At 63.6% G+C, this 24,415-nt stretch carries 29 protein-coding genes; 17 read left to right on the top strand and 12 right to left on the bottom strand.

Annotated elements, in window-relative coordinates; all coding sequences use genetic code 11:
* Nucleotide 1 precedes the first annotated feature (1 nt).
* The 6 genes from E5222_RS15705 (at nt 2) to E5222_RS15680 (ending at nt 3,846) form a co-directional block, all read left to right on the top strand.
* Complete coding sequence (locus tag E5222_RS15705) at nt 2-325, top strand: S4 domain-containing protein (RefSeq protein ID WP_136694736.1); 324 nt, start codon at nt 2-4, stop codon at nt 323-325.
* Nucleotides 322-660, top strand: a complete 339-nt coding sequence (gene fdxA / locus E5222_RS15700; protein ID WP_136694735.1) for a ferredoxin FdxA — start codon at nt 322-324, stop codon at nt 658-660. The genes E5222_RS15705 and fdxA overlap by 4 nt, the downstream gene beginning before the upstream one ends.
* Nucleotides 661-950: 290 nt before the next feature.
* Nucleotides 951-1,484, top strand: coding sequence for a CarD family transcriptional regulator (locus E5222_RS15695; RefSeq protein ID WP_136694734.1), 534 nt, complete (start codon nt 951-953; stop codon nt 1,482-1,484).
* A 218-nt stretch (nt 1,485-1,702) separates the two neighbouring features.
* The gene (locus E5222_RS15690; RefSeq protein ID WP_136694733.1) at nt 1,703-2,554 is read left to right on the top strand and encodes a head GIN domain-containing protein; all 852 of its coding nucleotides are present in this window, start codon (nt 1,703-1,705) and stop codon (nt 2,552-2,554) included.
* 96 nt (nt 2,555-2,650) lie between these two features.
* Nucleotides 2,651-2,974 (top strand): hypothetical protein, encoded by a 324-nt coding sequence (locus tag E5222_RS15685; protein ID WP_136694732.1) that lies wholly within the window; start codon nt 2,651-2,653, stop codon nt 2,972-2,974.
* An 11-nt stretch (nt 2,975-2,985) separates the two neighbouring features.
* Entirely contained in the window at nt 2,986-3,846 is an 861-nt protein-coding gene (locus tag E5222_RS15680; RefSeq protein ID WP_136694731.1) for a head GIN domain-containing protein, read from the top strand.
* 2 nt (nt 3,847-3,848) lie between these two features.
* Here E5222_RS15680 and E5222_RS15675 read toward each other — a convergent pair whose 3' ends face one another.
* Nucleotides 3,849-4,778 (bottom strand): L-threonylcarbamoyladenylate synthase, encoded by a 930-nt coding sequence (locus tag E5222_RS15675; RefSeq protein ID WP_136694730.1) that lies wholly within the window; start codon nt 4,776-4,778, stop codon nt 3,849-3,851.
* Between the two features lie 37 nt (nt 4,779-4,815).
* Nucleotides 4,816-6,189, bottom strand: coding sequence for an aryl-sulfate sulfotransferase (locus tag E5222_RS15670; RefSeq protein ID WP_169053634.1), 1,374 nt, complete (start codon nt 6,187-6,189; stop codon nt 4,816-4,818).
* Nucleotides 6,190-6,325: 136 nt separating this feature from the next.
* Between E5222_RS15670 and E5222_RS15665 the strand changes: the two genes are divergently transcribed.
* Nucleotides 6,326-7,150, top strand: coding sequence for an ATP-binding protein (locus E5222_RS15665; protein ID WP_136694728.1), 825 nt, complete (start codon nt 6,326-6,328; stop codon nt 7,148-7,150).
* Between the two features lie 6 nt (nt 7,151-7,156).
* On the opposite strand, the gene E5222_RS15660 is transcribed toward E5222_RS15665, so the two are convergent.
* Nucleotides 7,157-8,623, bottom strand: a complete 1,467-nt coding sequence (locus E5222_RS15660; protein ID WP_136694727.1) for a PQQ-dependent sugar dehydrogenase — start codon at nt 8,621-8,623, stop codon at nt 7,157-7,159.
* Between the two features lie 61 nt (nt 8,624-8,684).
* Here E5222_RS15660 and E5222_RS15655 point away from each other — a divergent pair, with 61 nt between their 5' ends.
* Together E5222_RS15655 and E5222_RS15650 are read left to right on the top strand one after the other, a co-directional pair.
* Nucleotides 8,685-9,179, top strand: a complete 495-nt coding sequence (locus tag E5222_RS15655) for a GAF domain-containing protein (protein WP_136694726.1) — start codon at nt 8,685-8,687, stop codon at nt 9,177-9,179.
* A 138-nt stretch (nt 9,180-9,317) separates the two neighbouring features.
* Nucleotides 9,318-9,842, top strand: coding sequence for a hypothetical protein (locus tag E5222_RS15650; protein WP_136694725.1), 525 nt, complete (start codon nt 9,318-9,320; stop codon nt 9,840-9,842).
* Nucleotides 9,843-9,910: 68 nt separating this feature from the next.
* Here the strand turns inward: E5222_RS15650 and E5222_RS15645 are convergent, their stop codons facing one another.
* The 9 genes from E5222_RS15645 to hemE all read right to left on the bottom strand — a co-directional run bounded on the left by E5222_RS15645 (nt 9,911) and on the right by hemE (nt 18,863).
* Nucleotides 9,911-10,888: a ParB/RepB/Spo0J family partition protein gene (locus tag E5222_RS15645; protein WP_136694724.1), complete on the bottom strand. Its 978-nt coding sequence runs from the start codon at nt 10,886-10,888 to the stop codon at nt 9,911-9,913.
* Entirely contained in the window at nt 10,885-11,661 is a 777-nt protein-coding gene (locus E5222_RS15640) for a ParA family protein (protein ID WP_136694723.1), read from the bottom strand. The genes E5222_RS15645 and E5222_RS15640 overlap by 4 nt, the downstream gene beginning before the upstream one ends.
* Nucleotides 11,658-12,284: a 16S rRNA (guanine(527)-N(7))-methyltransferase RsmG gene (gene rsmG, locus E5222_RS15635; RefSeq protein ID WP_136694722.1), complete on the bottom strand. Its 627-nt coding sequence runs from the start codon at nt 12,282-12,284 to the stop codon at nt 11,658-11,660. Before rsmG ends, E5222_RS15640 begins: the two co-directional genes overlap by 4 nt.
* A complete protein-coding gene (gene mnmG / locus E5222_RS15630; protein WP_136694879.1) occupies nt 12,281-14,143 on the bottom strand; it encodes a tRNA uridine-5-carboxymethylaminomethyl(34) synthesis enzyme MnmG in 1,863 nt (620 codons plus the stop codon). Before mnmG ends, rsmG begins: the two co-directional genes overlap by 4 nt.
* Before the next feature lie 77 nt (nt 14,144-14,220).
* Nucleotides 14,221-15,495 (bottom strand): tRNA uridine-5-carboxymethylaminomethyl(34) synthesis GTPase MnmE, encoded by a 1,275-nt coding sequence (mnmE, locus tag E5222_RS15625; protein ID WP_136694721.1) that lies wholly within the window; start codon nt 15,493-15,495, stop codon nt 14,221-14,223.
* Nucleotides 15,496-15,504: 9 nt separating this feature from the next.
* Complete coding sequence (locus tag E5222_RS15620; RefSeq protein ID WP_136694720.1) at nt 15,505-15,777, bottom strand: DUF6489 family protein; 273 nt, start codon at nt 15,775-15,777, stop codon at nt 15,505-15,507.
* Between the two features lie 145 nt (nt 15,778-15,922).
* On the bottom strand, nt 15,923-17,179 hold the full coding sequence (rho, locus tag E5222_RS15615) for a transcription termination factor Rho (protein ID WP_136694719.1): 1,257 nt from the start codon (nt 17,177-17,179) through the stop codon (nt 15,923-15,925).
* Between the two features lie 174 nt (nt 17,180-17,353).
* Nucleotides 17,354-17,797, bottom strand: a complete 444-nt coding sequence (gene hemJ, locus E5222_RS15610) for a protoporphyrinogen oxidase HemJ (protein ID WP_136694718.1) — start codon at nt 17,795-17,797, stop codon at nt 17,354-17,356.
* A gap of 31 nt (nt 17,798-17,828) precedes the next feature.
* Nucleotides 17,829-18,863 carry a uroporphyrinogen decarboxylase gene (hemE, locus tag E5222_RS15605; RefSeq protein WP_136694717.1) on the bottom strand — a complete coding sequence of 345 codons (1,035 nt, stop codon included), beginning with the start codon at nt 18,861-18,863 and terminating at the stop codon, nt 17,829-17,831.
* Nucleotides 18,864-19,164: 301 nt separating this feature from the next.
* Between hemE and E5222_RS15600 the strand changes: the two genes are divergently transcribed.
* The 8 genes from E5222_RS15600 to E5222_RS15565 all read left to right on the top strand — a co-directional run bounded on the left by E5222_RS15600 (nt 19,165) and on the right by E5222_RS15565 (nt 24,414).
* A complete protein-coding gene (locus E5222_RS15600; RefSeq protein WP_136694716.1) occupies nt 19,165-20,010 on the top strand; it encodes a pyruvate, water dikinase regulatory protein in 846 nt (281 codons plus the stop codon).
* Nucleotides 20,007-20,588 (top strand): Maf family protein, encoded by a 582-nt coding sequence (locus E5222_RS15595; RefSeq protein ID WP_136694715.1) that lies wholly within the window; start codon nt 20,007-20,009, stop codon nt 20,586-20,588. Before E5222_RS15600 ends, E5222_RS15595 begins: the two co-directional genes overlap by 4 nt.
* A complete protein-coding gene (gene aroE / locus E5222_RS15590) occupies nt 20,585-21,442 on the top strand; it encodes a shikimate dehydrogenase (RefSeq protein WP_136694714.1) in 858 nt (285 codons plus the stop codon). Before E5222_RS15595 ends, aroE begins: the two co-directional genes overlap by 4 nt.
* Nucleotides 21,439-22,038, top strand: a complete 600-nt coding sequence (gene coaE, locus E5222_RS15585; RefSeq protein WP_136694713.1) for a dephospho-CoA kinase — start codon at nt 21,439-21,441, stop codon at nt 22,036-22,038. The genes aroE and coaE overlap by 4 nt, the downstream gene beginning before the upstream one ends.
* Before the next feature lie 26 nt (nt 22,039-22,064).
* Nucleotides 22,065-22,748, top strand: coding sequence for a DNA polymerase III subunit epsilon (gene dnaQ, locus E5222_RS15580; protein ID WP_136694712.1), 684 nt, complete (start codon nt 22,065-22,067; stop codon nt 22,746-22,748).
* A gap of 55 nt (nt 22,749-22,803) precedes the next feature.
* Complete coding sequence (gene hpf, locus E5222_RS15575; RefSeq protein WP_136694711.1) at nt 22,804-23,370, top strand: ribosome hibernation-promoting factor, HPF/YfiA family; 567 nt, start codon at nt 22,804-22,806, stop codon at nt 23,368-23,370.
* A 125-nt stretch (nt 23,371-23,495) separates the two neighbouring features.
* On the top strand, nt 23,496-23,957 hold the full coding sequence (locus tag E5222_RS15570; protein ID WP_136694710.1) for a PTS sugar transporter subunit IIA: 462 nt from the start codon (nt 23,496-23,498) through the stop codon (nt 23,955-23,957).
* Nucleotides 23,932-24,414, top strand: coding sequence for a PaaI family thioesterase (locus tag E5222_RS15565; protein WP_136694709.1), 483 nt, complete (start codon nt 23,932-23,934; stop codon nt 24,412-24,414). The genes E5222_RS15570 and E5222_RS15565 overlap by 26 nt, the downstream gene beginning before the upstream one ends.
* Nucleotide 24,415 lies beyond the last annotated feature (1 nt).

The raw sequence follows: 24,415 nt of genomic DNA, 5'->3' as shown, positions 1-24,415 counted from the left end.
AATGCGCATCGACCAGCTGCTGGTCCGCTTGCGCTATGCCAAGAGCCGCTCTCTGGCACAGGCGCGCATCGGCAAGGGTCATATGCGTTGCAATGGGCAGCGGATCACCCGGCTCGATCATGCGATCGGCATGGGCGACGTGATCACCATGCCTCTAGGTCCATCTGTGCGGGTGATAGAAATCCTGTCTTTACCGCACCGGCGCGGACCGCCATCGGAGGCGCAGGCCTGCTACCGCGTGCTTGACGCTGGCGCTCCAATCGCCATAGCAGACCGTGTAGACCGCAGCTTTGCGGAAGGAATAGAAGGGAATACGCCACAATGACCTATGTCGTCACCGACGCCTGCATCAAGTGCAAGTACACCGACTGCGTCGAGGTCTGCCCGGTCGATTGCTTCTATGAGGGCGAGAACATGCTCGTCATCAACCCGTCCGAATGCATCGATTGCGGCGTGTGCGAGCCTGAATGCCCGGCCGAAGCGATCCTGCCCGATACCGAGGGCGGGACCGAGAAGTGGCTAGAGCTGAACACCAAGTATTCCGCCGAATGGCCGAACATCACCGAAAAGAAGGATCCGCCCGCCGATGCGGATGATTTCAAGGGTGAGGAAGGCAAGTTCGAGAAGTACTTCTCCGAAGAGCCGGGCGAAGGCGACTAAGCTTTTCAAATTGTAGGGGAAACACCATCCCTCACAGATCATTGCGCCGCAAGCTGTCCCGGCATTGCGTTGATTCAGTGTGCCTCTGGCAATTTTGTTACGAATCTGTTATATAATCCATCAGCCGCCACTCTTGGCATGGTTCTGCCATGGCAAGGTGGGTGAAAAGGAAGGCAGGTTCCCCCCTCTCAGCGACTAACAATCGGGACTCCGGGCGCCGGTGGGTCGTGCGTTCCGTTCAAGTCCCTGTCGCTGTCGAAGAAGCCTGACCTGCAGAGAAAGGAATACACATGGCATCCAGTGCCCCCGCCTTCGATGTAGGCGATTATGTTGTTTACCCCAAGCACGGCGTCGGCCGTGTGATCGAGCTCCAGAGCGAGGAAATCGCCGGCATGCAGCTCGAACTCTACGTCCTCCGCTTCGAGAAGGAACGCATGACGCTGCGCGTTCCGGTCAACAAGGTTGAATCCATCGGCATGCGCAAGCTTTCCAGCGACAAGACGCTGAAGGAAGCGATGGAAACGCTGAAGGGCAAGCCCAAGGTGAAGCGCACCATGTGGAGCCGCCGCGCGCAGGAATATGAAGCGAAGATCAATTCGGGCGACCTGGTGTCGATCGCCGAAGTGACGCGCGACCTGTTCCGCCCGGAAGACCAGCCCGAGCAGTCCTATTCCGAACGCCAGATCTTCGAGGCCGCTTCCAGCCGCCTCGCCCGCGAACTGGCGGCGATGGAAAAGACCGACGAGCCGACCGCGCTGACCAAGATCCTCGACGTGCTGAAGGAGCATGCTCCTCAGTATTACGAGAATACCGAGGACGCCTGAGGCCCAACCTGGCCTAAACAGGGTCCAGACGGGTCAACCCATCCCTAGCGGGATCAAAGGGGCCGCTCCGCAAGCCGGGGCGGCCCTTTTTGCATGTCTGGCGGCTGATCCTTGGGCCCATCCTTCGGCCAAGCGCCCATCGCTCTCGACGAACGGGTTTGCGCTGGCCCGCACGCTCCTGTATTATTGTTCTAACACACAGACACAGGACGACGATCATGACGCGCTCACATGGCGGGATGAATTTCGAAAAGATGCTGCGCACTTTCGGCCCGATGGCTGCCGCAGCCGTTGGCGGCATCATCGCCGCATCGCGAAAGGGCGATTTCAAGTTTCGCTGGGACGATGAGGACTGGGATTGCGGCACTGCCTTCCGCAATGGCGGCTTCGGCGGCACCGGTGTGCCGCTGGAAGAGCTCGACATGAGCGGCGATACCCCGCGTGAGCTGATACTGGCAGGCGCGGACAATGTCGTGGTCACGCCGGGCGACGACTTCACCATTTCCGTCCAGGGCGATGACGAGGTCAAGGAAACCCTCCGCTTCCGCCTGGAGGACGGCGCGCTGCATGTCGCCAGCCGCAATTCCGGCAATGGCGGCGAAGGCATTGCGACCATCAACATCATCATGCCGCCCCCTGAGAAGGTCACCATTGCCGGCGCGGGCCAGATCGCCGTGGCCGAACTGGCCGACGATGCGGAGGTGGTGATCGCAGGCGCAGGCCAGATCTCCGTGCTCGATCTCGACATCGCATCGCTCGGCGTCACCATTGCCGGCGCCGGACGCTTCACCGCAGGCGGCAAGGTCGAGGAGCTCAAGCTCAAGATCGCCGGGGCCGGCAAGGCGAAGATGGCGGGCCTTCTGGCCGAGGAAGCCGATGTCCATATTGCGGGCGCGGGCAATGCCACTTTCGGCTGCGATGGCGAGGTCGATGCCAGGATATTCGGCGCGGGCCATGTCACCATCCGCGGCAGCGCCAGCTGCCATGTCCGCTCCATGGGATCGGGCTGGGTCCGCGTCGAACCCCGTGAGGACAACGACGAGGACCGGGGCAAGGACAAGGCGGGCTGAGCATCGCGCGGGCACGAAACGTTCAAGCCGTTCATTGCAGCTTCGCATCGAACAGGTCATGTTCGCGCGGCTTTTCGCCGGAACAAGGACCTGTCGATGCGCATACAGCTGCTGATTATCGCTGCCGCCCCGCTGCTGCTGGGCGGCTGCCTGGCGCGCACGGCGGTCGAGGCCGTGAGCTTGCCGGTGAAAGCCGCCAGCTCTGCGGTGGACCTTGCCACGACAAGCCAGTCCGAAGCAGACCAGACGCGCGGACGCGAAATCCGCCGCCGCGAGGAGAGGCTCGGCCAGCTGCAAGAGGAGTATGACGAACTCGCCGCCGATTGCGAGGATGGCGATGACAAAGCCTGCCGCGAAGCGATCGCCGTGCGGCGCGAGATCGACGCATTGATACCGACCATACCGGTCGAACCAGTTTAACGAGGAGGAACATGGCTTTGCCGGGGGGACAAGCAAAACTGCGGAAACGGGAAATCGCCCTGGCGTTGGGCATCGGCGTGGCCGGGGCAGGCGGCGCGGCGCTGATGTTACAGGAGATGCAAGTTCACGAGGTCCGCGTGGAGCGCGATGGCGGGCGCGACCTCGAACACGAATGGGAACGCGAATGGGAAGATGAGTGGGAGGGCCAGCGCGAAGCCTCCCTCACATCGGGCGAAACCTACGACATGGGCGAATTCGCCGAGATTTCCTCGGTCGGGGCGCAAAACATCGTCATCACCTATGGCGAGGAGTTCGCGGTCCGCCCGGAAGGATCGGACCAGGCACTCCGCCAGCTCGAATTGCGCAGCGACGGCGACCAGCTGGTAATCGTCCCGCGCAATGGCCGGTTCGAGGGCGACTGGGGCAGGATGGAAGGCGCGACCTTCCACATCACCACGCCAAGCCTGTCGAAGCTCACCATCGCTGGCGCAGGCGATGCGCGGATCGACCGTATCGTCAGCGAAAAGTTCGAAGCCACGGTAGGCGGCGCCGGTACGATCACCATCGAAGCACTGGAAGTGCAGGTTGCGGTCTTCGAATTGTTCGGCGCGGGTGACCTGACCGTGGCCGGGACGGCGCAGGACGTGGAGATCACCATTGGCGGCGCTGGTGAAGTCGATGGTTCGGCACTGACCGCCCAAACCGCCGAAATCAGCATAGGCGGGGCAGGCGATGTCGAGCTCACCGTGATGGAGGATGCCGAAATCTCCATGGCCGGTGTGGGCGATGTCGATATTTCCGGAACGGCAGAATGCTCGGTCTCGACATTCGGCCCGGGCAATGTCCGCTGCGAAGGCGGGATCGACGAATAGGGCTAGGCCGCGGCGCGGCGCAGGCGGTCGTTGATCGCCGCGCCGATGCCTTCAGGCAGTATCGGGGCAACGGCGATGCGCGGTTTGGGTGAAGCTGCGGCAAGGTGCAGGCAGGCGTAGAGACGCGCGGCAGCCTGCGCGAGGTCTCCGCCTTCCGACAGCGAGCAATCGCCCGCAATAGCGCCGAAGCCGATCAGGAATTCATCCTCCGCACCCTCGCTGGCATCCAGCCGCACGGGCTTTCCCGGCGAATAATGCCGCACCATCTGGCCCGGCGCCTCGATCCGGTCGACATCCTCGTCCGCAGGCGTGCCGATGAGGTCGCACAGCTCCTCCCGCGTGACAGGGCCTTCGCGCAACAGGTTCCACCCGCCGGTTTCGCGCAGGGCGACAATGGTCGATTCCAGTCCCCGCTCGCATTCCCCGCCATCGAGGATCGCATCGACGCCCTCGCCCAGCGACCCTGCGACATGTTCGGGCCGTGTCGGGCTCACCCCCATGCTGCGATTGGCTGACGGGGCAGCCAGCGGCAGGTCGAGCTGGGCGATCACCGCGCGCGCCAGCGGATGGGCGGGCATGCGCAAGGCGATGGTCGGCAGGCCCGCCGTCACGGCAGGGGCGACAGGCGCTTCGTCCTTCAACGGCAGCACCAGCGTGAGTGGACCGGGCCAGAGGATATCGGCCAACCGCTCCGCCCGCTCGTCGATCACCGCCAGCTTTTGTGCCATCTCCAAGCCGGAGACATGCACGATCAGCGGGTTGAAGCTGGGCCGCCCCTTGGCGCGATAGATCGCGGCCACCGCCTCCTCGCTGTCGGCGCGTGCGGCAAGGCCATAGACCGTCTCCGTCGGCAGGGCGACGAGCCTCCCTTCGCGCAGCAGCGCGACGGCCTGGGCGATGCCGCCCTTATTGCCAGGAAGGATCGTGGTCATGCGCGAGCGCTATAGCGCAGCCCGCGCCTTGCCAAGCCTATTGCACGGTGCCGGGAACATGGAAGCTCCCCGGTTCGGGCCGTGCGATCGCCACTTCCTCCGGCCGGTCCAGCTGCGGGATCCAGTCATAGGGCAGGCGATAGGCGCGATAGACGGCGTTGAGTCCGCCATATCCCTCGCTCGGCCCGTTCATATATTCCCACACGATATCGCCCTCGCTGGTCACTTCGAACACGCGGCCCGGCGCGCCCTCGGTGATCAGCGTATTGCCGTTCTGCAGCCTTTGCGCACCGCTGATATTGAAGCTGTAGAAATTGGCACCGGCATAGGTCCACACCACTTCCAGCGTGACCGGATCGATTTCCAGCACGCGGCTGGTGGGGCGCTGCATCACCGCATTGCCGGTGGGGGAGACTGCGGTCGGATCGCCATATCCCGCCGACCCGCCATTGTCGAAGACGAGCAAATTGCCCGCGCCCGGCAGGCCCTTCGGGATGAAATGCGCATGGTGCTGGCCGATGATCTGCCCGATCGCCTGTTCGGCCAGGCTTGCGCTGAAGTCCGGCCCGATGCGCCACACGATAGAGCCGTCGCGCCCGATGATCGCGATCACATTCGCCTGCCGGCTGGAAATGATCACATTGTCGGGGTGGAAACGCTCATCGCCTGCATCATACCAGCGATTGGGGCCGAGCCAGGTCGCCGAATTGACGTGGAACCAGTCGAAGGCATCGCGCGTGCCCAGCCGCCGGATCGCGTTGCGCATGGCGACGGTGAAGCCCAGCTCGTCCACATGGTCCGACGCGCGCCAGTCCCAGACGATATTATCCTCGGCATCGAGTTCGATGATGCGGTCATCCTCGAGCACGATATCGGCAATCGCCTCGTTCGATAGGCTCGTATGCGTCAGCAGCAGCTTGCGCGTGCCGGTGAGCGTGGGCGTGGTGCCGGGCGAGTAGTAACCGGCGGGGAAATTGGCGAGCTGCCAGTCATGGTGCTGGCGGCCGCTCCACACCTCCTCATCCTCCAGCATGATCCGTTCGGAGCGGTCCCAGCGCCAGACCTCCTGCCCGTCGAAATCATGCGCGATCAGCGCAAGCGATTCCTGGTGGCGGGGGAAGACGCCGGTGGGTGCCACCGCGATCCCGCCCGGCAATATGCGCGCGGGGCCGCCAGAGGAGACGTTGAACCCGTCCCAGCGCTTCACCACGCGGCCGTTCATGTCGATCACGATCACCGCGGGCGTGCCGAGAATCGACAGCACGGTGTAGCCGTTCTGCGCCTTGTCGGGATCGTAGATGGTGGTGCCGGTCGGATAGACCGTGGGTGCCGCCGCCATCGGGGCGGCGAGCGCCAGTCCGGTAGCGGCGATGGCGAGCGCGGCTATATGCCGCAGGAAACCCTGCTTCATGTCATTCCCTCCCATGTGTTGCCCCCGGCGCCTTGCGGCCACCTCCTCAACGGGGGGAAGGCGCGCATAGTGTCGGTTTTCGCCGGTGAGTGCAATCGACTTGACGCAGGGGTAGCGCTCGGGCGAGGCAGGCAGGATGAGCGAGACCCGAGACCTGCTGCAACGTATCGCCACCGCGCTGGACCGTCTGGCCCCGGCGCATGCGGAGCCGACCGACTGGCTGTCCGCCCCTGCCTATGTCTGGGACGGCAGCGCACGCGCGATCGGCGCGATCGAGGCGCCGCCGCTTGACCTGCTCAAGGGGATCGACCGGCAGAAGCAGGCGATCACCGCCAATGTCGCGCGGCTGGCAGAGGGGCACGCGGCGCATGACATGCTGCTGTGGGGCGCAAGAGGCATGGGCAAGTCCGCCCTGCTGCGTGCGGCGGTTCGCTCGGCGCAGGAACAGGGCGGCAAGATCGCCATGGTGCAGGTGACCACCGATGCCCTGCCCTCGCTCTCCGCATTGTTCGCCCGGCTGGCGGAGGTCGAGCGCAACTTCCTCGTCTTCATCGACGATCTGGGCTTTGCCGAGGGGGATTCGGTCGGCCCGCGCCATTTGCGCAGCTGGCTCGACGGCGGCGTCGAAGCGCGCCCCGCCAATGTGCGCCTCGCCGTCACCTCCAACCGCCGCGCCATTGTCGCGCGTCACGGGGCGGAGCAGGACGACCCCCTCAATCCGCGCGATGCGGTGGATGACAACCTCGCGCTGGCCGACCGGTTCGGCCTCTCGCTCGGCTTCCATGTCTGTTCGCAGGACGAATATCTAGCGATTGCAAGAGGTTATGCCGAGGCATTCGGCCTATCGTTCGACGAAGCCGAGGCGCTCGAATGGGCCAAGAGGCGCGGCGCGCGATCGGGGCGCACCGCATGGCATTTCATCACCGAACTGTCCGGACGCGCGGGAAAGCGGCTGGACTAGCGGCGCTTACATCCCGCCGGGCATCAGCAGGTCGGCCGGCGGGTCTTCGAAAGCGCGCGCAGGATCGCCACGCAGTTCAAGCTGCGGCGGCAGGCGTTCGCCCCTATTGCGAACCTGTGCCCCGCTCGCCTCGGCATCGGGATTGACCACGCGCCAGATCGTGTTGCCGGTATCGTCGCTCACCAGCAGCGCGCCGGTGCGATCCCAGGCCACCCAGGTCGGCCGGCCATGCGTCTTGCCATCCTCGGTCAGGAAGCTCTGCAGAACCGGCACCGGCTTGCCCTGCGGATTGCCGCGCTCATCGAAAGCAATGAACACCACGTCGTAACCGGCGGGCGGCGAGCGGTTCCACGAACCATGCCGCGCGACAAACGCGCCTCGTGCGAAATTCGGGCCCATGCGCGCGCCTTCCTGCGTGAACACCAGCCCCAGCGCCGCGACATGCGCGCCCATCGCATATTCGGGCGTACGGGTATATTCGGTGAGGAATTGCGGCAGCGGATGCTTGACGCGGTCGTCGAAAACATCGCCGTAATAGACCCAGGGCCAGCCGTAATGCACGCCCAGCGGCACATTGGTCAGGTAATCGGGCACGAGATCGCTGCCGAGCATGTCGCGCTCATTCACCGTGGTCCAGAGCTCGCCGCTCCACGGGTTCCAGGCGAGACCATTCGGATTGCGCAACCCCTGCCCCCACAGCCGAGCAAAGCCGTTCTCGACATTCAGCTCATGGATCGCCGCGCGGCCCTGCTCGATCTCCAGCCCGGCCTCGCCGATATTGGAGGCGGAACCGACCGCGACATAGAGCAGCGTGCCGTCGGGATTGAGCGCGATATTGCGCATCCAGTGATTGCCCGCAGGCGGCAGGTCGGCCAGCTTCTCGCCTTCGCCGGAAACCGTGGTCGCGCCTTCCTCGTAGGAGAAGCGCAGCACCGCGTCGTGATTGGCAATGTAGAGCTGGCCGTCGTTCCAAGCTATCCCCGAGGGCGAATCCAGGTCGTCGCGCAGAACATGCCGCTCCTCGGCAACGCCATCGCCATCACCATCGCGCAGCAGGACCAGCTGGTTGGGGGATTCCATCCCCGCCCCTGCCGAGCTGAACAGGTAATCGGCGACGAGGTTGGTCAGCCAGCCGCCTGCGACCGGGCGATCGGGCGCGTTGGTCAGCGTTACGAGCACATCGCCATTGGGCATGGTGTAGATAACGCGCGGATGGTCAAGATCGGTGGCGAAGGCGTTCACCTCCAGCCCCTCGGCAGCGGCGGGGAGCTCACCCTCACCCCAGCCGATCGGTTCGGCAATGCCCACGGTGGGGATCAGCTGCGGATCGGGATCGGCCAGCACGGGATCGGTCCCGGTCGTCTCTTCCAGCGAATATTCCGCCGGGACGGGGCGCGCGAGCCACCACAACACGACGCCCACGATCACCAGGAACACCAGCAGGGCGATGACGATCTTCTTGATAATATGCATGGGCTTGAGACTAGGCGCTGGCGCGACTTGCGGCAATCGCTTTGCGCGCTAGATGGGTGCCATGTTCGATTTCCGCACCGCCCAGGACCTGCCCAAGCCCGAGCTCTATCGCGAGCTGCTCTCCGCCGCCGATGCCTTGACCGCCGGCGAGACGGACAGCGTAGCCAATATGGCCAATGTCGCGGCGTTGCTGTGGGAATTCCTTCCCGATGTGAACTGGACCGGCTTCTACCGCGCCACCGGCACGGGAGAGGAGGCGGAACTCGTACTCGGCCCCTTTGCCGGGCGACCCGCCTGTATCCGTATCGCCATGGGCAAGGGCGTGTGCGGCACAGCTGCCACCACAGGCGAAACGCAGCTGGTCCCCGATGTGCACGCCTTTCCCGGCCATATCGCCTGCGACGGTGCGACACAGTCGGAGCTGGTGGTGCCGGTCAAGCGCGACGGAAATGTGATCGCCGTGATCGATTGCGACAGCCCTTCGCCTGCCCGCTTCGATACGCAAGATGCCGAGGGGATCGAGGCACTAGCAACGCTGCTTGCAGAGCGGATCTGACCGGCCGCATACCCGTCCAGCGCCCCGTTTCGGGACAGGGATTGTACGGCGCTTGGGAAAACCACGCAGGCCCATAGTAAATATGGCGTAAAGGTGCGCAGTGACTCGCCGCCCGCCTAGCCAGATTGGGGACCTGCCTTGCCGAAATATCCTGCCATTCTAGCCGCTACCGCCGCACTCGGCGCGCTCGCCCTGCCCGCCGTGGGCCAGTCCGCACCGATCGACGATCGCTATGCCGGCGTCGCCGAGCAGCAGGACGATGGCTGGGAAGGCGAAGCCCAGGCCGGTGCGAGCTACACGGTGGGAGAGGAAACGGTCTTCGAACCTGTCGATGTCGATGCCGCAATCGGGCCGGTTGGCGACGAAGCCAGCGATGCCCCCGCTTCACTCGAATATGCGAGCGTGGGTCCCGATGCGGCTACTCCCGCCCGGACGCCGGTCCTTGGCTATTCCCCGGCGCAACGTGCCGAATGGCTGAGCCAATGCCGCACGTTGCGCCCCGGCCCGCGTCGCCGCTATTCCGCTGAGGACAGGGTATCCAGTCCCGACGAGAGCCATGGCATCGACTATTGTGAGGCCTATTTGCTCAATTACGAGCGTGGTTACGGTGTACCAACGCAAGTCATGGCGCCGATGGCGGGGACGCCAGCGCCTGGTTTGTAACTACCTGAATTTAGACATTTAAGGCGAAGCCGAAGTCGCGCGGCGCAACTTTGCGCCCTTCTGCGCGATCAGATCCCGCCGCCAGTCAGCCGTCCGCAGATCAGGTCCAGCTGGTCCAGCGTCCGATACTTGATCGTCACCGAGCCTGAGCGCGGATCGGTATCGGTGGCAATCTTCACCGGCAGGCCGAGGAATTCCTCGAGATGGTTCTCGACTGCGGCGATATCGGCGTCCTGCGCCGGATCGCGCGGTTCGCGCGCCGTGCGCCGGCGGGCAGCACTGCCCTCGCCCGCACGCGCCAGCTTTTCGACCTCGCGCACTGACAGCTTCTTCGCGATGGCCTGCTCGGCCAGCTCCGCGGCGTTCTCCCGGCCGACCAACGCGCGCACATGGCCCATATCGAGCCGCCCAGCCTCGACATGGTCGAGCACGGCCTCAGGCAGTGTCAGCAGCCGCTGGAGGTTCGCCACATGGCTACGCGATTTTTCCACCAGGCGGGCGATTTCCGCCTGCGTCATCTCTTCCAGCTCGGCCAGGCGCTGATAGGCGCGCGCTTCCTCGACCGGATTAAGGTCTTCGCGCTGGATATTCTCGATCAGCGCCAGCGCCATCACGTCGCGCTCTTCCAGGTCGCGAATTATCGCGGGAATTTCATGGAGTTGCGCCTTTTGCGCAGCCCGCCAGCGGCGCTCACCGGCCACCAGCTGATAGCGGCCATTGCCGATGGGGCGAACGATCACGGGCTGGATCACGCCACGCGCGGCGATGGAGGCTGCCAGTTCTTCCAGCGCATCCTCGTCGAAGTGACGACGGGGCTGGTCCGGATGCGGCTTGATCAGGGCTACGGCGAGCATTGCCAGGCCTTCGCCACGCACAGCCTGCGGCGATCCGCCATTCGCCGGCGCACCGCCGTGTACGGGGGCCGCCAGCGGTTCCTCCCGGCGGGTTTCGCCGAGCAGGGCACCCAGCCCCTTGCCGAGCTTGCGGCGGGGAACTGTGGCGGGCTTTGCCTGATCGTTGGTTTCGGTAGTATCTTCGGCGCTCATGCGGCGACCCTTTCTTGTGGCAGGCGCCCAATCAGCTCACGAGCGAGCGCCATATAGGCGCGGCTGCCCGGACAGGCATGGTCATAGACCAGCGCGGGCAAGCCATGGCTCGGAGCCTCAGAAAGGCGCACATTGCGCGGGATAACCGCATCGAAAACGAGATTGCCAAGGCATTCGCGCACATCCTCCGACACCTGGTCGGTCAGCCGATTGCGGCGATCGAACATGGTGAGGACGATGCCAACAATGCCGAGGTCGGGATTGAAGCGCTGCTGCACTTGCTCAACGGTCTGCAGAAGCTGGCTGAGGCCCTCTAGCGCGAAGAACTCGCACTGCAACGGCACCATCAGCGTGTCGGCGGCGCAAAGCGCATTGAGCGTCAGCAGGCCGAGCGACGGCGGGCAATCGATAAAGCATACGTCATGATCGTGATGATCGGCGAGGATCTTGCGCAAGCGATTTGTGCGATCCTCGACATTGACGAGCTCGACTTCCGCCCCGCTCAGGTCAACCGTCGCCGGGACCACATCGAGCCCGCGAATGCGCGAGGGGACCACGCAGTCCCCCAGCGGAACCTGGTCGACCAGCAGGTCATAGCTCGACATTTCGCGATGTGCGGCGGGAAGCCCCAGACCCGTCGAGGCATTGCCCTGCGGATCGAGGTCGACCAGCAGGGTCTTCCAACCCGTGGCCGCCATGGCCGTTGCGATGTTGATAGCGGTGGTCGTCTTGCCCACCCCACCCTTCTGATTGGCTATGGCGATACAGATCATCGGATTGGTGGCCTCCCTTGCCCGACCACGATTCCAGCCTGCGGATCCGTGGCAGATTGTTCCACGTGGAACATTGAACGTACCGATTCGGGTTGTTCAGACAATTCTTGACCTGCCGAACGCCCTTTGGGCAACAACCAGACGGTCTCCTGTGTGGAAAACCGGGCGGATAAACTGAGGAGTTTACCAAGGGGAGCGAAGGCTCTCGCCGTGATAACTCGCATTGGAGAGGTTTCCACACTTTCGAGCCGGGAGCCATGAACGGTGCAATTCTTGAGCCCGAAATGATCGATTACCGACTGCAGCCAGACCACCCGCTTCTTCCTCGATTCGACCAGATGCATCTCGAGATCGGGTCGTGCAATGGCGAGGACAAGGCCGGGCATCCCCGCCCCGCTGCCCAAATCGAGCCAAGGCGATGTTTCACGTGGAACATGGGTCAAGAGCTGCAGGCTATCGGCGATGTGGCGCTGCCATACGAATTCGAGGCTCTTCCCCGAAATCAGGTTCTGGCGCTCGTTTTCCTCGGCAAGCATGACGATGAAACGCTCCAGCCGTGCAATGGCATCTGCATCGCACAGCCCCGCGCAAAAGGCGCGTGCTTCCTCTTCAGTCGCGATCATGCAGCATGGTCTTTCTCTGTACGGCGCCGGGCATGCACGAGCACGGCCGCAAGTGCTGCCGGCGTAACCCCGCGCACCCGGGCCGCTGTGGCGAGATTGGCAGGCCTCGCGGAGGAGAACCGCTCAACCATTTCGTTCGACAAGCCAGGAACCTCGGCATAAGGGAACTCCGCGCCCAGCCAGACGCTCTCGCTCGCCCGCAGATCGCGCAACTCGCTATCCTGCCGCTCGAGATAGGGCGCATAGGCCGCATCCTCTGCCAGCTCCTGCGCCAATGGCGTAGCGGGATCGCACCCGCCAGGCAGGAACTCCGACAGGGCCTCAAGGTGGATGTCAGGAAATCGGAGCCACTCACCCAGCGTCTTGCGGCCAGCGTCGGTCTTCGCCGAAACACCTGCCCTCTGCAGCTCGCGCGCGGTGACAGGCTGATCGAGCGCTTCCATCCATACATCGCGAGCCATTTCGCGCTCACGGAACCAGTGCTGCCGCGCCACTCCGACGCACCCAGCCTCAATGGCGAATGGCGTCAGGCGCGTAGCGGCATTGTTGGCCCGCAGGCGCAGACGGTATTCGGCCCGCGCGGTGAGCATGCGATAGGGCTCGCTCACCCCATGCAGGGTCAGATCGTCGACCATCACGGCCATATAGCTATTCGCGCGATCAAGCGGCGCGGGCTGCGTGCCGCGGACCGCCGCCGCCGCATGCATCCCCGCGATCAGGCCTTGGGCTGCAGCCTCCTCATACCCCGTCGTACCGTTGATCTGGCCAGCGCAATAGAGGCCAGGCATGGCTCTCAGCTGCAGGTCCTGTCCCAGCGCACGCGGGTCGATGTGGTCATACTCGACCGCATAGCCAGGGACTTCCATCGCCACCTGCTCCAACCCCTCCATCGTCCGCAGCATGGCGAGCTGGACGTCCGTAGGCAGCGAGGTGCTGATACCGTTGGGGTAGACAAGATGCGTGTCCAGCCCCTCCGGCTCGAGGAAAACCTGGTGCCCATCCCGATCGGCAAAGCGGTGGATCTTGTCCTCGATCGAGGGGCAATAGCGCGGCCCCGCCGCATCGATCGCGCCGGTGAAGAGCGGCGAGCGATGGAGATTGTCAGCGATGATCGCATGGCTCGCAGCATTGGTACGGGTGATCGCGCAGAAGACCTGCGGATTGGCACGCTCGCGTGTGAGCGGTGACATGGTCCAGAAATCGGCATCGGAAGGCTGCTCCGCCAAACGCGCCCAATCGATCGTCCGGCCATCGAGACGCGGTGGCGTGCCGGTCTTCAACCGTGCCATCGGCAAGTCTGCCTCGCGCAACTGCTGCGCGAGGACCTGCGCCGAGCTTTCACCGATCCGCCCGCCGACCATCCGCTCCTCGCCGCGGAAGAGCGTGCCGCCAAGGAAAGTGCCGGTACAGAGGATCACGGCCCGTGCTTCGATCTGCGTCCCGTCACCAAGCTTCAGACCGCTGACACGTCCACCGCCCAAGAGTAACTCGGCCGCTTCCCCCTCGATGACCGAAAGATTGTCCTGCCGCGCGATCATCGCCTGCACCGCCGCCTTGAACAGCTTGCGGTCCGCTTGCACACGGGGGCCCTGTACGGCGCTACCCTTGGAGCGATTGAGCATGCGGTAGTGAATAGCGCCCGCATCCGCCGCGCGCCCGATCAGGCCATCAAAAGCGTCGACCTCTCGAACGAGGTGACCCTTGCCCAAGCCGCCGATCGCCGGATTGCAGCTCATCGCCCCGACCGCGTCAGCATCGAAGGTCACCAGGCCGGTGCGCACACCCATGCGCGCCGCGACGGACGCAGCCTCGCAGCCCGCATGGCCTCCGCCGACGACAAGGATATCGAAGTGATCCATCGCGATGCCGATATAGGCGCTCGCCATCGAGGTCAAAGCCCGCGTGACACGCTCGCGTGTTTCACGTGAAACATCGCCTATTTTCCGATGCAGAACCTTCCAAACAACGCATCGAGCACGTCTTCGGTCGCGGTCCGACCAAGCAAGGCGTCGAAGGACAGCCGCGCCTGGCGCAAATGCTCGGCAACGATCAGCGGATCGGTCTGGTCGCGCGCCTGCTCCAGCATATCTGCCGCGGCGGAAACCAGATCTCTCTGCCTTCGATTGAGTGCAAGGTCGCCCGGCTTGGGAATATGCGACATCGCATGCTCAACCATCGCCGCTTTCAATCCAGCCACACCTTCTCCGGTCACGGCCGAAATGGTGAAGTCGGGACCGCGCTTGGCCATCCGGTCCTGTCGATCGCATTGCGCATCGACCTCCCAGGCCTCTTCCGGGCCCTCCCCTTCCGAACCAAGCCACAGGACGAGATCGGCCCGCGCGATTTCCTCACGCGCCCGTTCGATTCCGATAGCTTCGATCACGTCGCCGCTTTCATCGCGCAGGCCAGCCATGTCGACAAAGGTGAACGGCACGCCGGAGATCGCCACCGGTCGCACGAGGATATCGCGCGTCGTGCCTGCAACTTCGGCGGTGATTGCCGCCTCACTTTCGAGAAGGGCATTGAACAAGGTCGACTTGCCCGCATTGGGCGGTCCGGCCAGCGCCACACGAAAACCTTCACGCAGGGGTTCTGCCGAGGGGATCGCCAATGCACTTCGCAACTCGCCCGCAAGTGTGGCGAGGCTGGCAGCGAAATCGCCCGGCAAGCCATCAACGTCGTCCTCGTCATCGAAATCGAGCACGGCTTCGATCTGGGCGGACAGGCGGAGCAGTTCCTCGCGCCATCCTTCGACCTTCGCGGAAATCGCACCACTGGCATTGGCGATGGCCGCGCGGCGTTGCAGCTCGGTCTCGGCGGAGAGGAGGTCGGCAAGGCCCTCCGCCTCGGCAAGGTCGATGCGGCCATTGGCAAAGGCGCGCCGCGTAAACTCGCCTGCCTGCGCCTTGCGCAATCCGGGAATCGCTGCGAGCGCCCCTTCCACCGCAGCGACCACCGCCCGGCCGCCATGAAGGTGAAGTTCCGCCAGGTCTTCACCCGTAACCGAGGCCGGGCCGGGAAACCACAGCACCAATCCATCGTCTAGATGATTGCCCGCCTCATCGCTGAGCCACGCGCGTGTTGCCTTGCGCGGTTCCGGCAACTTCCCAGCGAGCTTTCGTAAGGCTTCCCCGGCATCAGGGCCAGTTATGCGAATCACAGCTATCCCCGCCGGCGGCGCACCGCTGGAAAGGGCAAATATCGTATTCATCTCGTGATTTTAGCTGTCGCTCTTGCGCTTTGTTGTAGTGCCAGAACCCCCGGAAGAACCGCGCGTGGCGCCTTCCACGAAGGACTGGAAGATTTTCAACCCCATCTGCCCCATGGGCGCAAGCTGCTGGGCATATTCCTGCAACTGGTCGGCATTGGAGACGCCCTTCATCGCACTGGCGATCGCATCGACATAGACGGCATTGGCCTTCTCGACATCGGGCAGGCCCATGAAGCGGCGCGCCTCTTCGGGCGAGCAGTCGATCTCGATGTTCACTTTCATGCCACGTGCCTTTCGCTGAGCGCCGCTGGAACGGCACATCATGCCGTGAGTGTCCTATATGGGCAAGACGGCGGTCATTTTCCAGAGTTGCCCATGAAAAAGGGGGCCCCAGCCCCCTTCCCCATTTTCGCGGTGCGCCCGGAACCTACTGGTTCATCGTAGCGAAGAAGTCCTCGTTGGTCTTGGAATCCTTCATCTTGTCGAGCAGGAATTCCATCGAATCCACCGTGCCCATCTGCATCAGGATACGGCGCAGGACCCACATCTTGGAGAGCGCTTCCTTGTCGACCAGCAGCTCTTCCTTGCGGGTGCCGGACTTGCCCACATCCAGAGCCGGGAAGATGCGCTTGTCGGCAACCTTGCGGTCGAGCACAATTTCGGAGTTGCCCGTGCCCTTGAACTCTTCGAAGATCACCTCGTCCATGCGGCTGCCGGTATCGATCAGCGCGGTGGCGATGATGGAAAGCGAGCCGCCTTCCTCGATATTACGCGCAGCACCGAAGAAGCGCTTGGGGCGCTGCAGGGCGTTGGCGTCGACACCGCCGGTCAGCACCTTGCCCGAGCTGGGCACCACGGTGTTGTAGGCACGGCCGAGGCGGGTGATCGAGTCCAGCAGGATCACCACGTCATGCTTGTGCTCGACCAGGCGCTTGGCCTTTTCGATAACCATTTCAGCGACTTGCACGTGGCGCTGGGCGGGTTCGTCGAAGGTCGAGGAAATCACCTCACCCTTCACCGAACGCTGCATGTCGGTGACTTCTTCCGGACGCTCATCCACCAGCAGGACCAGCAGGAAGACTTCCGGATGGTTGTCCGTGATCGCCTTGGCGATGTTCTGCAGCAGCACCGTCTTACCGGTACGCGGCGGGGCGACGATCAGCGCGCGCTGGCCCTTGCCCTGCGGCGCGATCAGGTCGATCACGCGGGCAGACTTGTCCTTCACCGTGGGATCGATCGTGTCGAGGTTCAGCCGCTCATCGGGATAGAGCGGCGTGAGGTTGTCGAAATTGGTGCGGTGGCGCACCGCATCGGGATCATCGAAATTGACCTTCAGCAGCTTGGTCAGCGCGAAGTAGCGTTCGCCATCCTTGGGCGCGCGGATTTCACCTTCTACCGTATCGCCGGTGCGCAGGCCCCATTTGCGGACCTGGTTGGGCGAGACGTAAATATCGTCGGGACCGGCGAGATAGTTCGCTTCGGGGCTGCGCAGGAAGCCGAAGCCGTCGGACAGTACTTCGATCGTGCCGATACCGAGGATTTCCTCGCCGTCTTCGGCAACTTCCTTGAGAATGGCGAACATCAGGTCCTGCCGGCGCATGGTGGACGCGCCTTCAACCTCATATTCCTCGGCCATGGCGACGAGTTCCGCCGGCGTCCGCTGTTTCAGTTCTTTGAGATGCATGATCGGATATTCCGTAGTGCGTTATGTGGAAGCCGGCAGGCCAATATGGGCTTGGAGAAAGCAGACCCGGTCGCTCGGAATGGCGACCTCAGCCGGAGAGGTTTGCGCGAATATGCGTTTCGCGCCGAAGCGTCAATTCGCTTTCGGTGAATCGAGCCGCATGGTGCGACAGGCTCAGAACGGGCGAACGATCACCAGAATGACAATGACCGCCGCGGCAATGCCGGGCACTTCGTTGAACAGGCGCAACTGCTTGCCCGACAGGCGCCGTTCCCCACGCGCCAGCTTCTTGTGATAGCTCGCCAGGTAACCGTGATAGGCGGAAAGCAGCAGCACCAGCATCATCTTGGCATGCAGCCAGCCCGCGCTCCACAGGCTCAGCGTATAGGCCAGCGCGAGACCGAGAACCCAGACCACGATGATCGAGGGCAGCAGGATGATCTTCAGCAGCTTGCGCTCGCGATCGATCCATTGCGCTTCCTCGGGCGAACCCTCGGCCGCTTCCTGGTGATAGACGAAATAGCGCGGCAGCATGAACAGCCCCGCCATCCAGAAAATCACGAAAATGATGTGGCCGGCCTTGAGCCAGAGATAGGTCATGGAAAGCACGTCCTGCATGGGCCCGATTTAGGATCTCGCGCCGCGTGTGTCACCCCACATCGCCGCGAACGATTTCGAGCAGGCGTTCGACATGGGCGATCGGCGTGGTCTTGTCGATCCCGTGGCCGAGATTGAAGACATGCGGCCGATCGGCAAAGGCGGAAAGCACTTCGCGCGCACCCTCCTCCAGCTGCGCCCCGCCAGCGATAAGCAGCAGCGGATCGAGATTGCCCTGCACCGGCATGTCGGGCGGCAATTGTGCGTGGATCCAGCGCGGGTCGACCGTCTCGTCCACGCCGACCGCATCGACGCCGGTCTCACGCGCATAGGCAGGCAGCTTGCCGCCCGCTCCTTTCGGAAAGCCGATGATCGGGACGTCGGGGTGTTTCGCCCGGATGGCATCGACGATGCGCACGGTGGGTTCGACCACCCAGCGCTCGAACTGCTTGGGCGCAAGGCTGCCCGACCAGCTGTCAAACAGCTGCACCGCTTCCGCACCCGCCTCGATCTGGCCGGACAGGTAATGGATCGAGCTTTCGACGATCGCATCCACAATGGCTGCAAAGCCTTCCGGATCGCGATAGGCCATGGTCCGCGCCAAATGGTGATCCTTGCTCCCCTCTCCCGCCACCATATAGGTCGCCACGGTCCAGGGAGAGCCGATGAAGCCCAGCATGGTGGTTTCCGGGGCCAGGGTAGCCAGAGCGGCGCGCGTGAGCCTCACGGTCTCCCACACGGGCTCGTAGCGATGCGGGGCTGGCGTCAGGCTTTCCAGTGCCGCATCGACCAGCCGCGGCGAGAGATGCGGTCCTTCACCAGCAAGGAACTTCAGGTCCTGCCCCAGCGCATGCGGCACGATCAGGATATCGGAGAACAGGATCGCCCCGTCAAAACCGAAGCGTCGGATCGGCTGCAAGGTGATCTCGCTAGCCGCCTCGCTGTCATAGACGAGCTCGAGAAAGCCGCCTTTTTCCGCCCTGAGCGCGCGATATTCGGGAAGGTAACGGCCTGCCTGGCGCATGAGCCAGACCGGCCGCCTGTCAGCCTGTTTACCGCGCAAAGTGTCGAGAAGGAGTCCGGGCATCGAGAGGTCCAAACAATAAAATATATATATTATATATAGGATTCAGGACTCTGTTGGCCCTGTGGATTTCGGGGATTGCGCGCCCTTGCCCGATTTCTCCCGGATTGAACAGGGGGCAGTGGCAATGCGACTCTGCAGCCTTGCGTCGTCAATCGGAATCTCTGCGCACAATCCACAGCCTGTTCAAATCCGCTCCAGCCTGTCCAGAAAGCTGCGTTGGAATCACCTGTTAGTGGGGGTGGAATTGCATCCCGTGCTTGTCCGCCGATCCGTCCCGTGGTTTATGCCGGGACTTGTCCACATGGCCCGGCTGCACCTCCATCTACTCTCGGACTCGACCGGCGAAACGCTCGAGATGATCGCGAAGGCGGCGCTTGCGCAATTCGACGATCCCGATGTCACGCGCCATTTCTGGCCAATGGTGCGCTCCAAGCAGCATCTCGACCGCATCATGGAGGAGTTCAAGGCCAATCCCGGCCTCGTTCTCTTCACCCTCGCCAATCCCGAAGTGCGTGCGCGTCTGGAAGAAAGGTGCCGCGCGCTGGGCCTGCCGCATGTCGCCGCGCTCGACGTCGTTACCCATGCACTGGAGGACCGGCTGGGACAGGAAGCCCATGCCCGTACCGGCGCGCGCCACGTGATGGACGAGGCCTATTTCAACCGCGTCGATGCGATCCAGTTCACCATCGCCCATGATGACGGCGTGGGCTGGGACAATTGGGAGGCGGCGGACATCGTCCTTGCTGGCGTTTCGCGCACATCGAAGACGCCGACCAGCATCTACCTCGCCAATCGCGGTTTCAAGGTCGCCAATATCCCGCTGGTGGTGGAAAGCCCGCCTCCGCCTTCGCTGTTCGAATTGCGCCACCCCCTGGTCGTGGGCCTGACCACCGCGCCCAAGCGGCTGATCCAGATCCGCCGCAATCGCCTGCTCGCGCTCAACGAGAAGACGGAGACCTCCTATGTCGATGAGGAGAAGGTGGAAAAGGAAGTCGCCTTCGCCCGCCGCATGTTCGCCGATAATGGCTGGCCGGTGATCGACGTCACCCGCCGCTCGATCGAGGAGACGGCGGCCGCGGTGATCAAGCTGCACCAGGAACGCGAGGCGCGCGAACGCCCGCCGCGCGTGGGCCCCAAGCCGATATGACCATTGTCCTCGCTTCCAAGTCCGCTTCGCGCAAGGCGATGCTGACCGATGCGGGTGTGGCCTTCGAAGCCATGCCTGCCGATGTGGACGAGCGCGCGATCGAGGAAGGGCTAGGTGATGCGCCGCCGGACGAGGTCGCCCTCGCCCTCGCCTGGGCCAAGGCGCTTGCCGTGCCGGAGAAGGAACGGCTGGTGCTGGGCAGCGATTCCCTCGTCGTCGTCGACGGCAAGCGTTTCGACAAACCTGCCAGCCGCGAGAATGCGGCCGAACATCTGCGGTTCTTCTCCGGCAAGGCGATGCAGCTGCATTCCGCCGCCGCCCTCGCCCGGGGTGGCGAAATCGTGTGGAGCCATGCGGCGCTCGCCCGCCTCCACCTGCGCGAATTGTCCGAGGAGTTCATCGCCTCCTATCTCGATGCCGAATGGCCCGAGGTTGGCTATTGCGTCGGGGTGTTCCGGATAGAGGCGCTGGGCGTGCAATTGTTCGACCGGATAGAAGGCGATCATTTCACCGTTCTCGGCATGCCGCTGCTCCATGTACTGGGCGCGCTACGCGATCAGGGGGAGCTGCCCTCGTGAGCCAGCCATACGCGGAAGTGATCGGCGATCCGATCAAGCAGTCGAAAAGCCCGGCGATCCACAATTACTGGATCGGCAAGCTCGGCCTCGATGCCAACTATCGCGCCTGCCACGTCACTCCCGAAGGCCTTGCCGATTACCTTGCCGAGCGTCGCAAGGATGCGAACTGGCGCGGCTGCAATGTCACCATGCCGCACAAGCAGGCGGTGATGTCGCTGCTCGACCGGCTCGATCCCGTGGCCGAACGGATCGGCGCGGTGAACACGATCTTGCGCGGCGAGGACGGGACGCTCACCGGCACCAATACCGATGCCGACGGATTCCTGGAACCGCTGCGTCAGGAGCTGGCAAGGGATCACTATTTCCGCATGGCACGCGTCCTCGGCACAGGCGGTGCGGCGCGGGCGATCGTGGCAGCGCTCGCCGGCGAGGGCCTCACGCTCGTGCTCGCCGGGCGCAATCCTGTGAAGGCGCAGGCCTTGCTCGACGAGCTGGCGCCAGAGGGCGAGCACCATGCGGTCGATCTCACCCATTTTGCCGATCCGACCGACTTCGCTTTCGATGATCGCGCAGGGTGTTTCGACCTTGTCGTCAATGCCAGCCCGCTCGGCATGGCAGGCCAGCCGCCACTCGCTTTCGACCTCAGTCACGTGCCGCCGGGCAGCGTAGTCTATGATATCGTGACCCAGCCACTGGAGACGCCGCTGCTGAAGGCCGCGCGTGAAGCGGGCTTCGCGACGGTGGACGGCCTCTCCATGCTGATCGGCCAGGCGGCCATCGCTTTCGCAAAGTTCTTTGGGGCCGCACCGCCCCGCGACGACGACGCGGAACTGCGCAAGATCCTTACGACATGAGCAAGCCGCTCATCCTCGGCCTCACCGGCTCGATCGGCATGGGCAAGAGCACGGTCGCCGCGATGTTCGCCGATCTGGGCGTGCCGGTCTTCGATGCCGATGCCGAGGTGCGCCGGATGCAGGGACCAGGCGGGGAACTTCTGCCTGCGATAGAAGAGGCCTTTCCCGGATCGACCGGGCCCGAAGGCGTGGAGCGGCAGAAGCTCGGCGCGCAAGTCTTCGGCGACCCCGCCGCTCTCGCCCGGCTGGAAAGCATCGTCCATCCCGCCGTGCGCGAATTGCGCGAAGATTTCCTGCGCAACAACGCCCATGCACCAATGGTCCTGTTCGACATCCCGCTATTGTTCGAAAAGACCGACATCGAGGGGATCGACAAGGTCGTGGTCGTCTCCGCCCCGGCCGAAGTCCAGCGTGCCCGCGTCCTCGCCCGGCCCGACATGACCGAGGCGAAGTTCGCCGATATCCTCGCCCTGCAAATGCCCGATGGCGAAAAGCGCGCCCGCGCGCATTTCGTGATCGATACCGGCCTGCCGCTCGATGAAACCCGGCGGCAGGTGGAAGAGCTGGTGGACAAGCTCAAAGCCCAGTTGCGCTGAGGCGTCGGGCATCCGATAGTCCGGCCATGCGCGAGATCATCTTCGATACCGAAACCACCGGCCTCGATCCCCATTCGGGGGACAGGCTGGTCGAAATGGGCTGCGTCGAGATGGTCAATCGCGTCGCCACCGGGCGCAGCTACCATGCCTATTACAATCCGGAGCGCGACATGCCGATGGAGGCGGAGCGCGTGCACGGCCTTTCCGCCGCCTTCCTTGCCGACAAGCCGCTGTTCAAGGACACGGTGGGCGATCTGCTCGAATTCATCGGCGATGCGCCGCTGGTGGCGCATAATGCGCAATTCGACTTCGGCTTCCTCAATTTCGAGCTGTCCGCCTGCGGCCTGGCGGAAATCGGCATGGACCGCATGATCGATACGCTGGCGATCGCTCGCCGCCGCCATCCCGGCGCCAAGCATTCGCTCGATGCGTTGTGCACCCGCTATGGCGTCGATCGAAGCCACCGCGTGAAGCACGGCGCCTTGCTCGACGCCGAATTGCTGGCGCAGGTCTATGTCGAGCTGACGGGCGGACGGCAGATCGGGCTGGAGTTGGCGGCAGAGGTGGAAGTGGCAGTCACCGAGATCCGCCAGTTCGTCCCGAAAACGGGGCAGTTCCGCCAACCGCGCGCCCATGCGCCCAGCGCCGAGGAACTTGCGCGGCACAAGGCCTTTCTGGAATCGCTGGATTCACCGCTCTGGCTTAATTAAGTCCCAATCGGGACCTATATCCAAAGGTGCCAAGTACAGAAGGAGTACCCCCCACATGGACATCCGCGTTTCCGGTCACCAATTGGACACCGGCGCAGCCTTGCAGGAACATGCCGCAGAGCGCCTTGAAGGTATCGTCGACAAGTATTTCAGCCGGGCGCTTTCCTCCACCGTCACTTTCGGCAAGGCGCCCACCAATGCCTTCGGTTGCGACATCGTCCTCCATGTGAATCACGGGCTGATCCTGAAGGCCCATGCCGAGGCGCATGACGTTCACCTCGCCTTCGAACAGGCTGCCGACAAGATCGAGAAGCAGCTGCGCCGCTACAAGCGCCGGTTGAAGGACCGTCACGAACAGGCGGCCCATGCGATGAAGGAGGAAGAGGCAGCCTATACCATCTTCGCTCCCGAGGAGCCCGAGGTCGAGGAACTGCCGGCAGAGGCGCCTCCCGTCATTGCCGAAACGCGGATCGACATTCCCGAGGCCAGTGTTTCGGACGCGGTGATGCTGCTCGATCTCAGGCATACCAATGCGCTGTTCTTCAAAAATGCTGGAACCGGGCGGCATAATATGGTTTATCGCCGCTCCGATGGGTCGATCGGTTGGGTCGAACCGTCCTGAGCAGGCGTGCGGGAACAGCTCGCAGACGTCCCGCGTTCTCTGAAAGAACCAGCGGATTTTTGGGAAATATCAATGTCATTCCTGCAGGGGTGGCAATGCTATGAATAATGTGAAGTCTTTCGGACATGGATTCTCTTTTTGCGCTCCAGCCTGATTCGGTCGCGATCGTCGACGTCAGGAGCAAACAGGACATTCTGGCCCAACTGAGCTCTCTCTTCGCTCAAGCCTGTGATATCGAGGCGGAAACCGTCCTCGAATATCTTGATGAGCGCGAGAAGCTTGGCAGCACCGGTTTCGGCCGCGGCGTGGCCATTCCGCATGCGCGCATTCCGGGAATCCAGCGTCCGGTCGCAGCGCTGCTGAAGCTTGAACATGCGGCGGATTTCGATGCTGCGGACGGGCTTCCGGTGGATCTGGTATTCGGCCTGCTCTCGCCCGAGAACAGCGGCGCTGCCCATCTGCATGCACTGGCCTCCATTTCGCGGCTGATGCGCGATGAGAACATGCGCGATGCGCTGGCCGATGCACCCGATGTGGAGGCGATCTACGCCCTCTTGACCAATGTCTCGGACCGGTCCGTCGCCTGATCCTGCCGCCAGCGGCGCGGCAGCGCATTTCCGCGCGCTCGAAGCGCTCTATGCCTCCGCGCCGATCAATGCGCTGTTCCGCTCGCGCCTGGAAATTCCCGGTGAGGGGCAATCGGTCATCCGTTTCGAGGTGGACAAGGCGCTGCACCATGCCGCCGGCGCGGCGCATGGCACGATCTACTTCAAGATGCTCGACGATGCGGCCTTTTATGCCGCGAATTCGCTGGTCACCGACCGTTTCCTGCTGACGACAGGCTTCAATCTCCATTTCACCAAGCCGGTGCGCTCCGGCCCGGTCGAGGCGCGCGGCCGCTGGATCAGCGGCAAGCGCCGCGTTTTCGTGGCCGAAGCAAGCCTGGTCGATGCAGAAGGCGATGAAATCGGCCGTGGGACAGGCACATTCATGCGCTCGCATATCGCGCTTTCCGGGCTTCCCGGATACCGGCCGCAGGACTGAT

Origin of the sequence: Alteraurantiacibacter aquimixticola (assembly GCF_004965515.1) — a bacterium.
GTDB classification, from domain to species: domain Bacteria; phylum Pseudomonadota; class Alphaproteobacteria; order Sphingomonadales; family Sphingomonadaceae; genus Alteraurantiacibacter; species Alteraurantiacibacter aquimixticola.
This window is presented reverse-complemented; position numbering and strand designations above follow the sequence as displayed.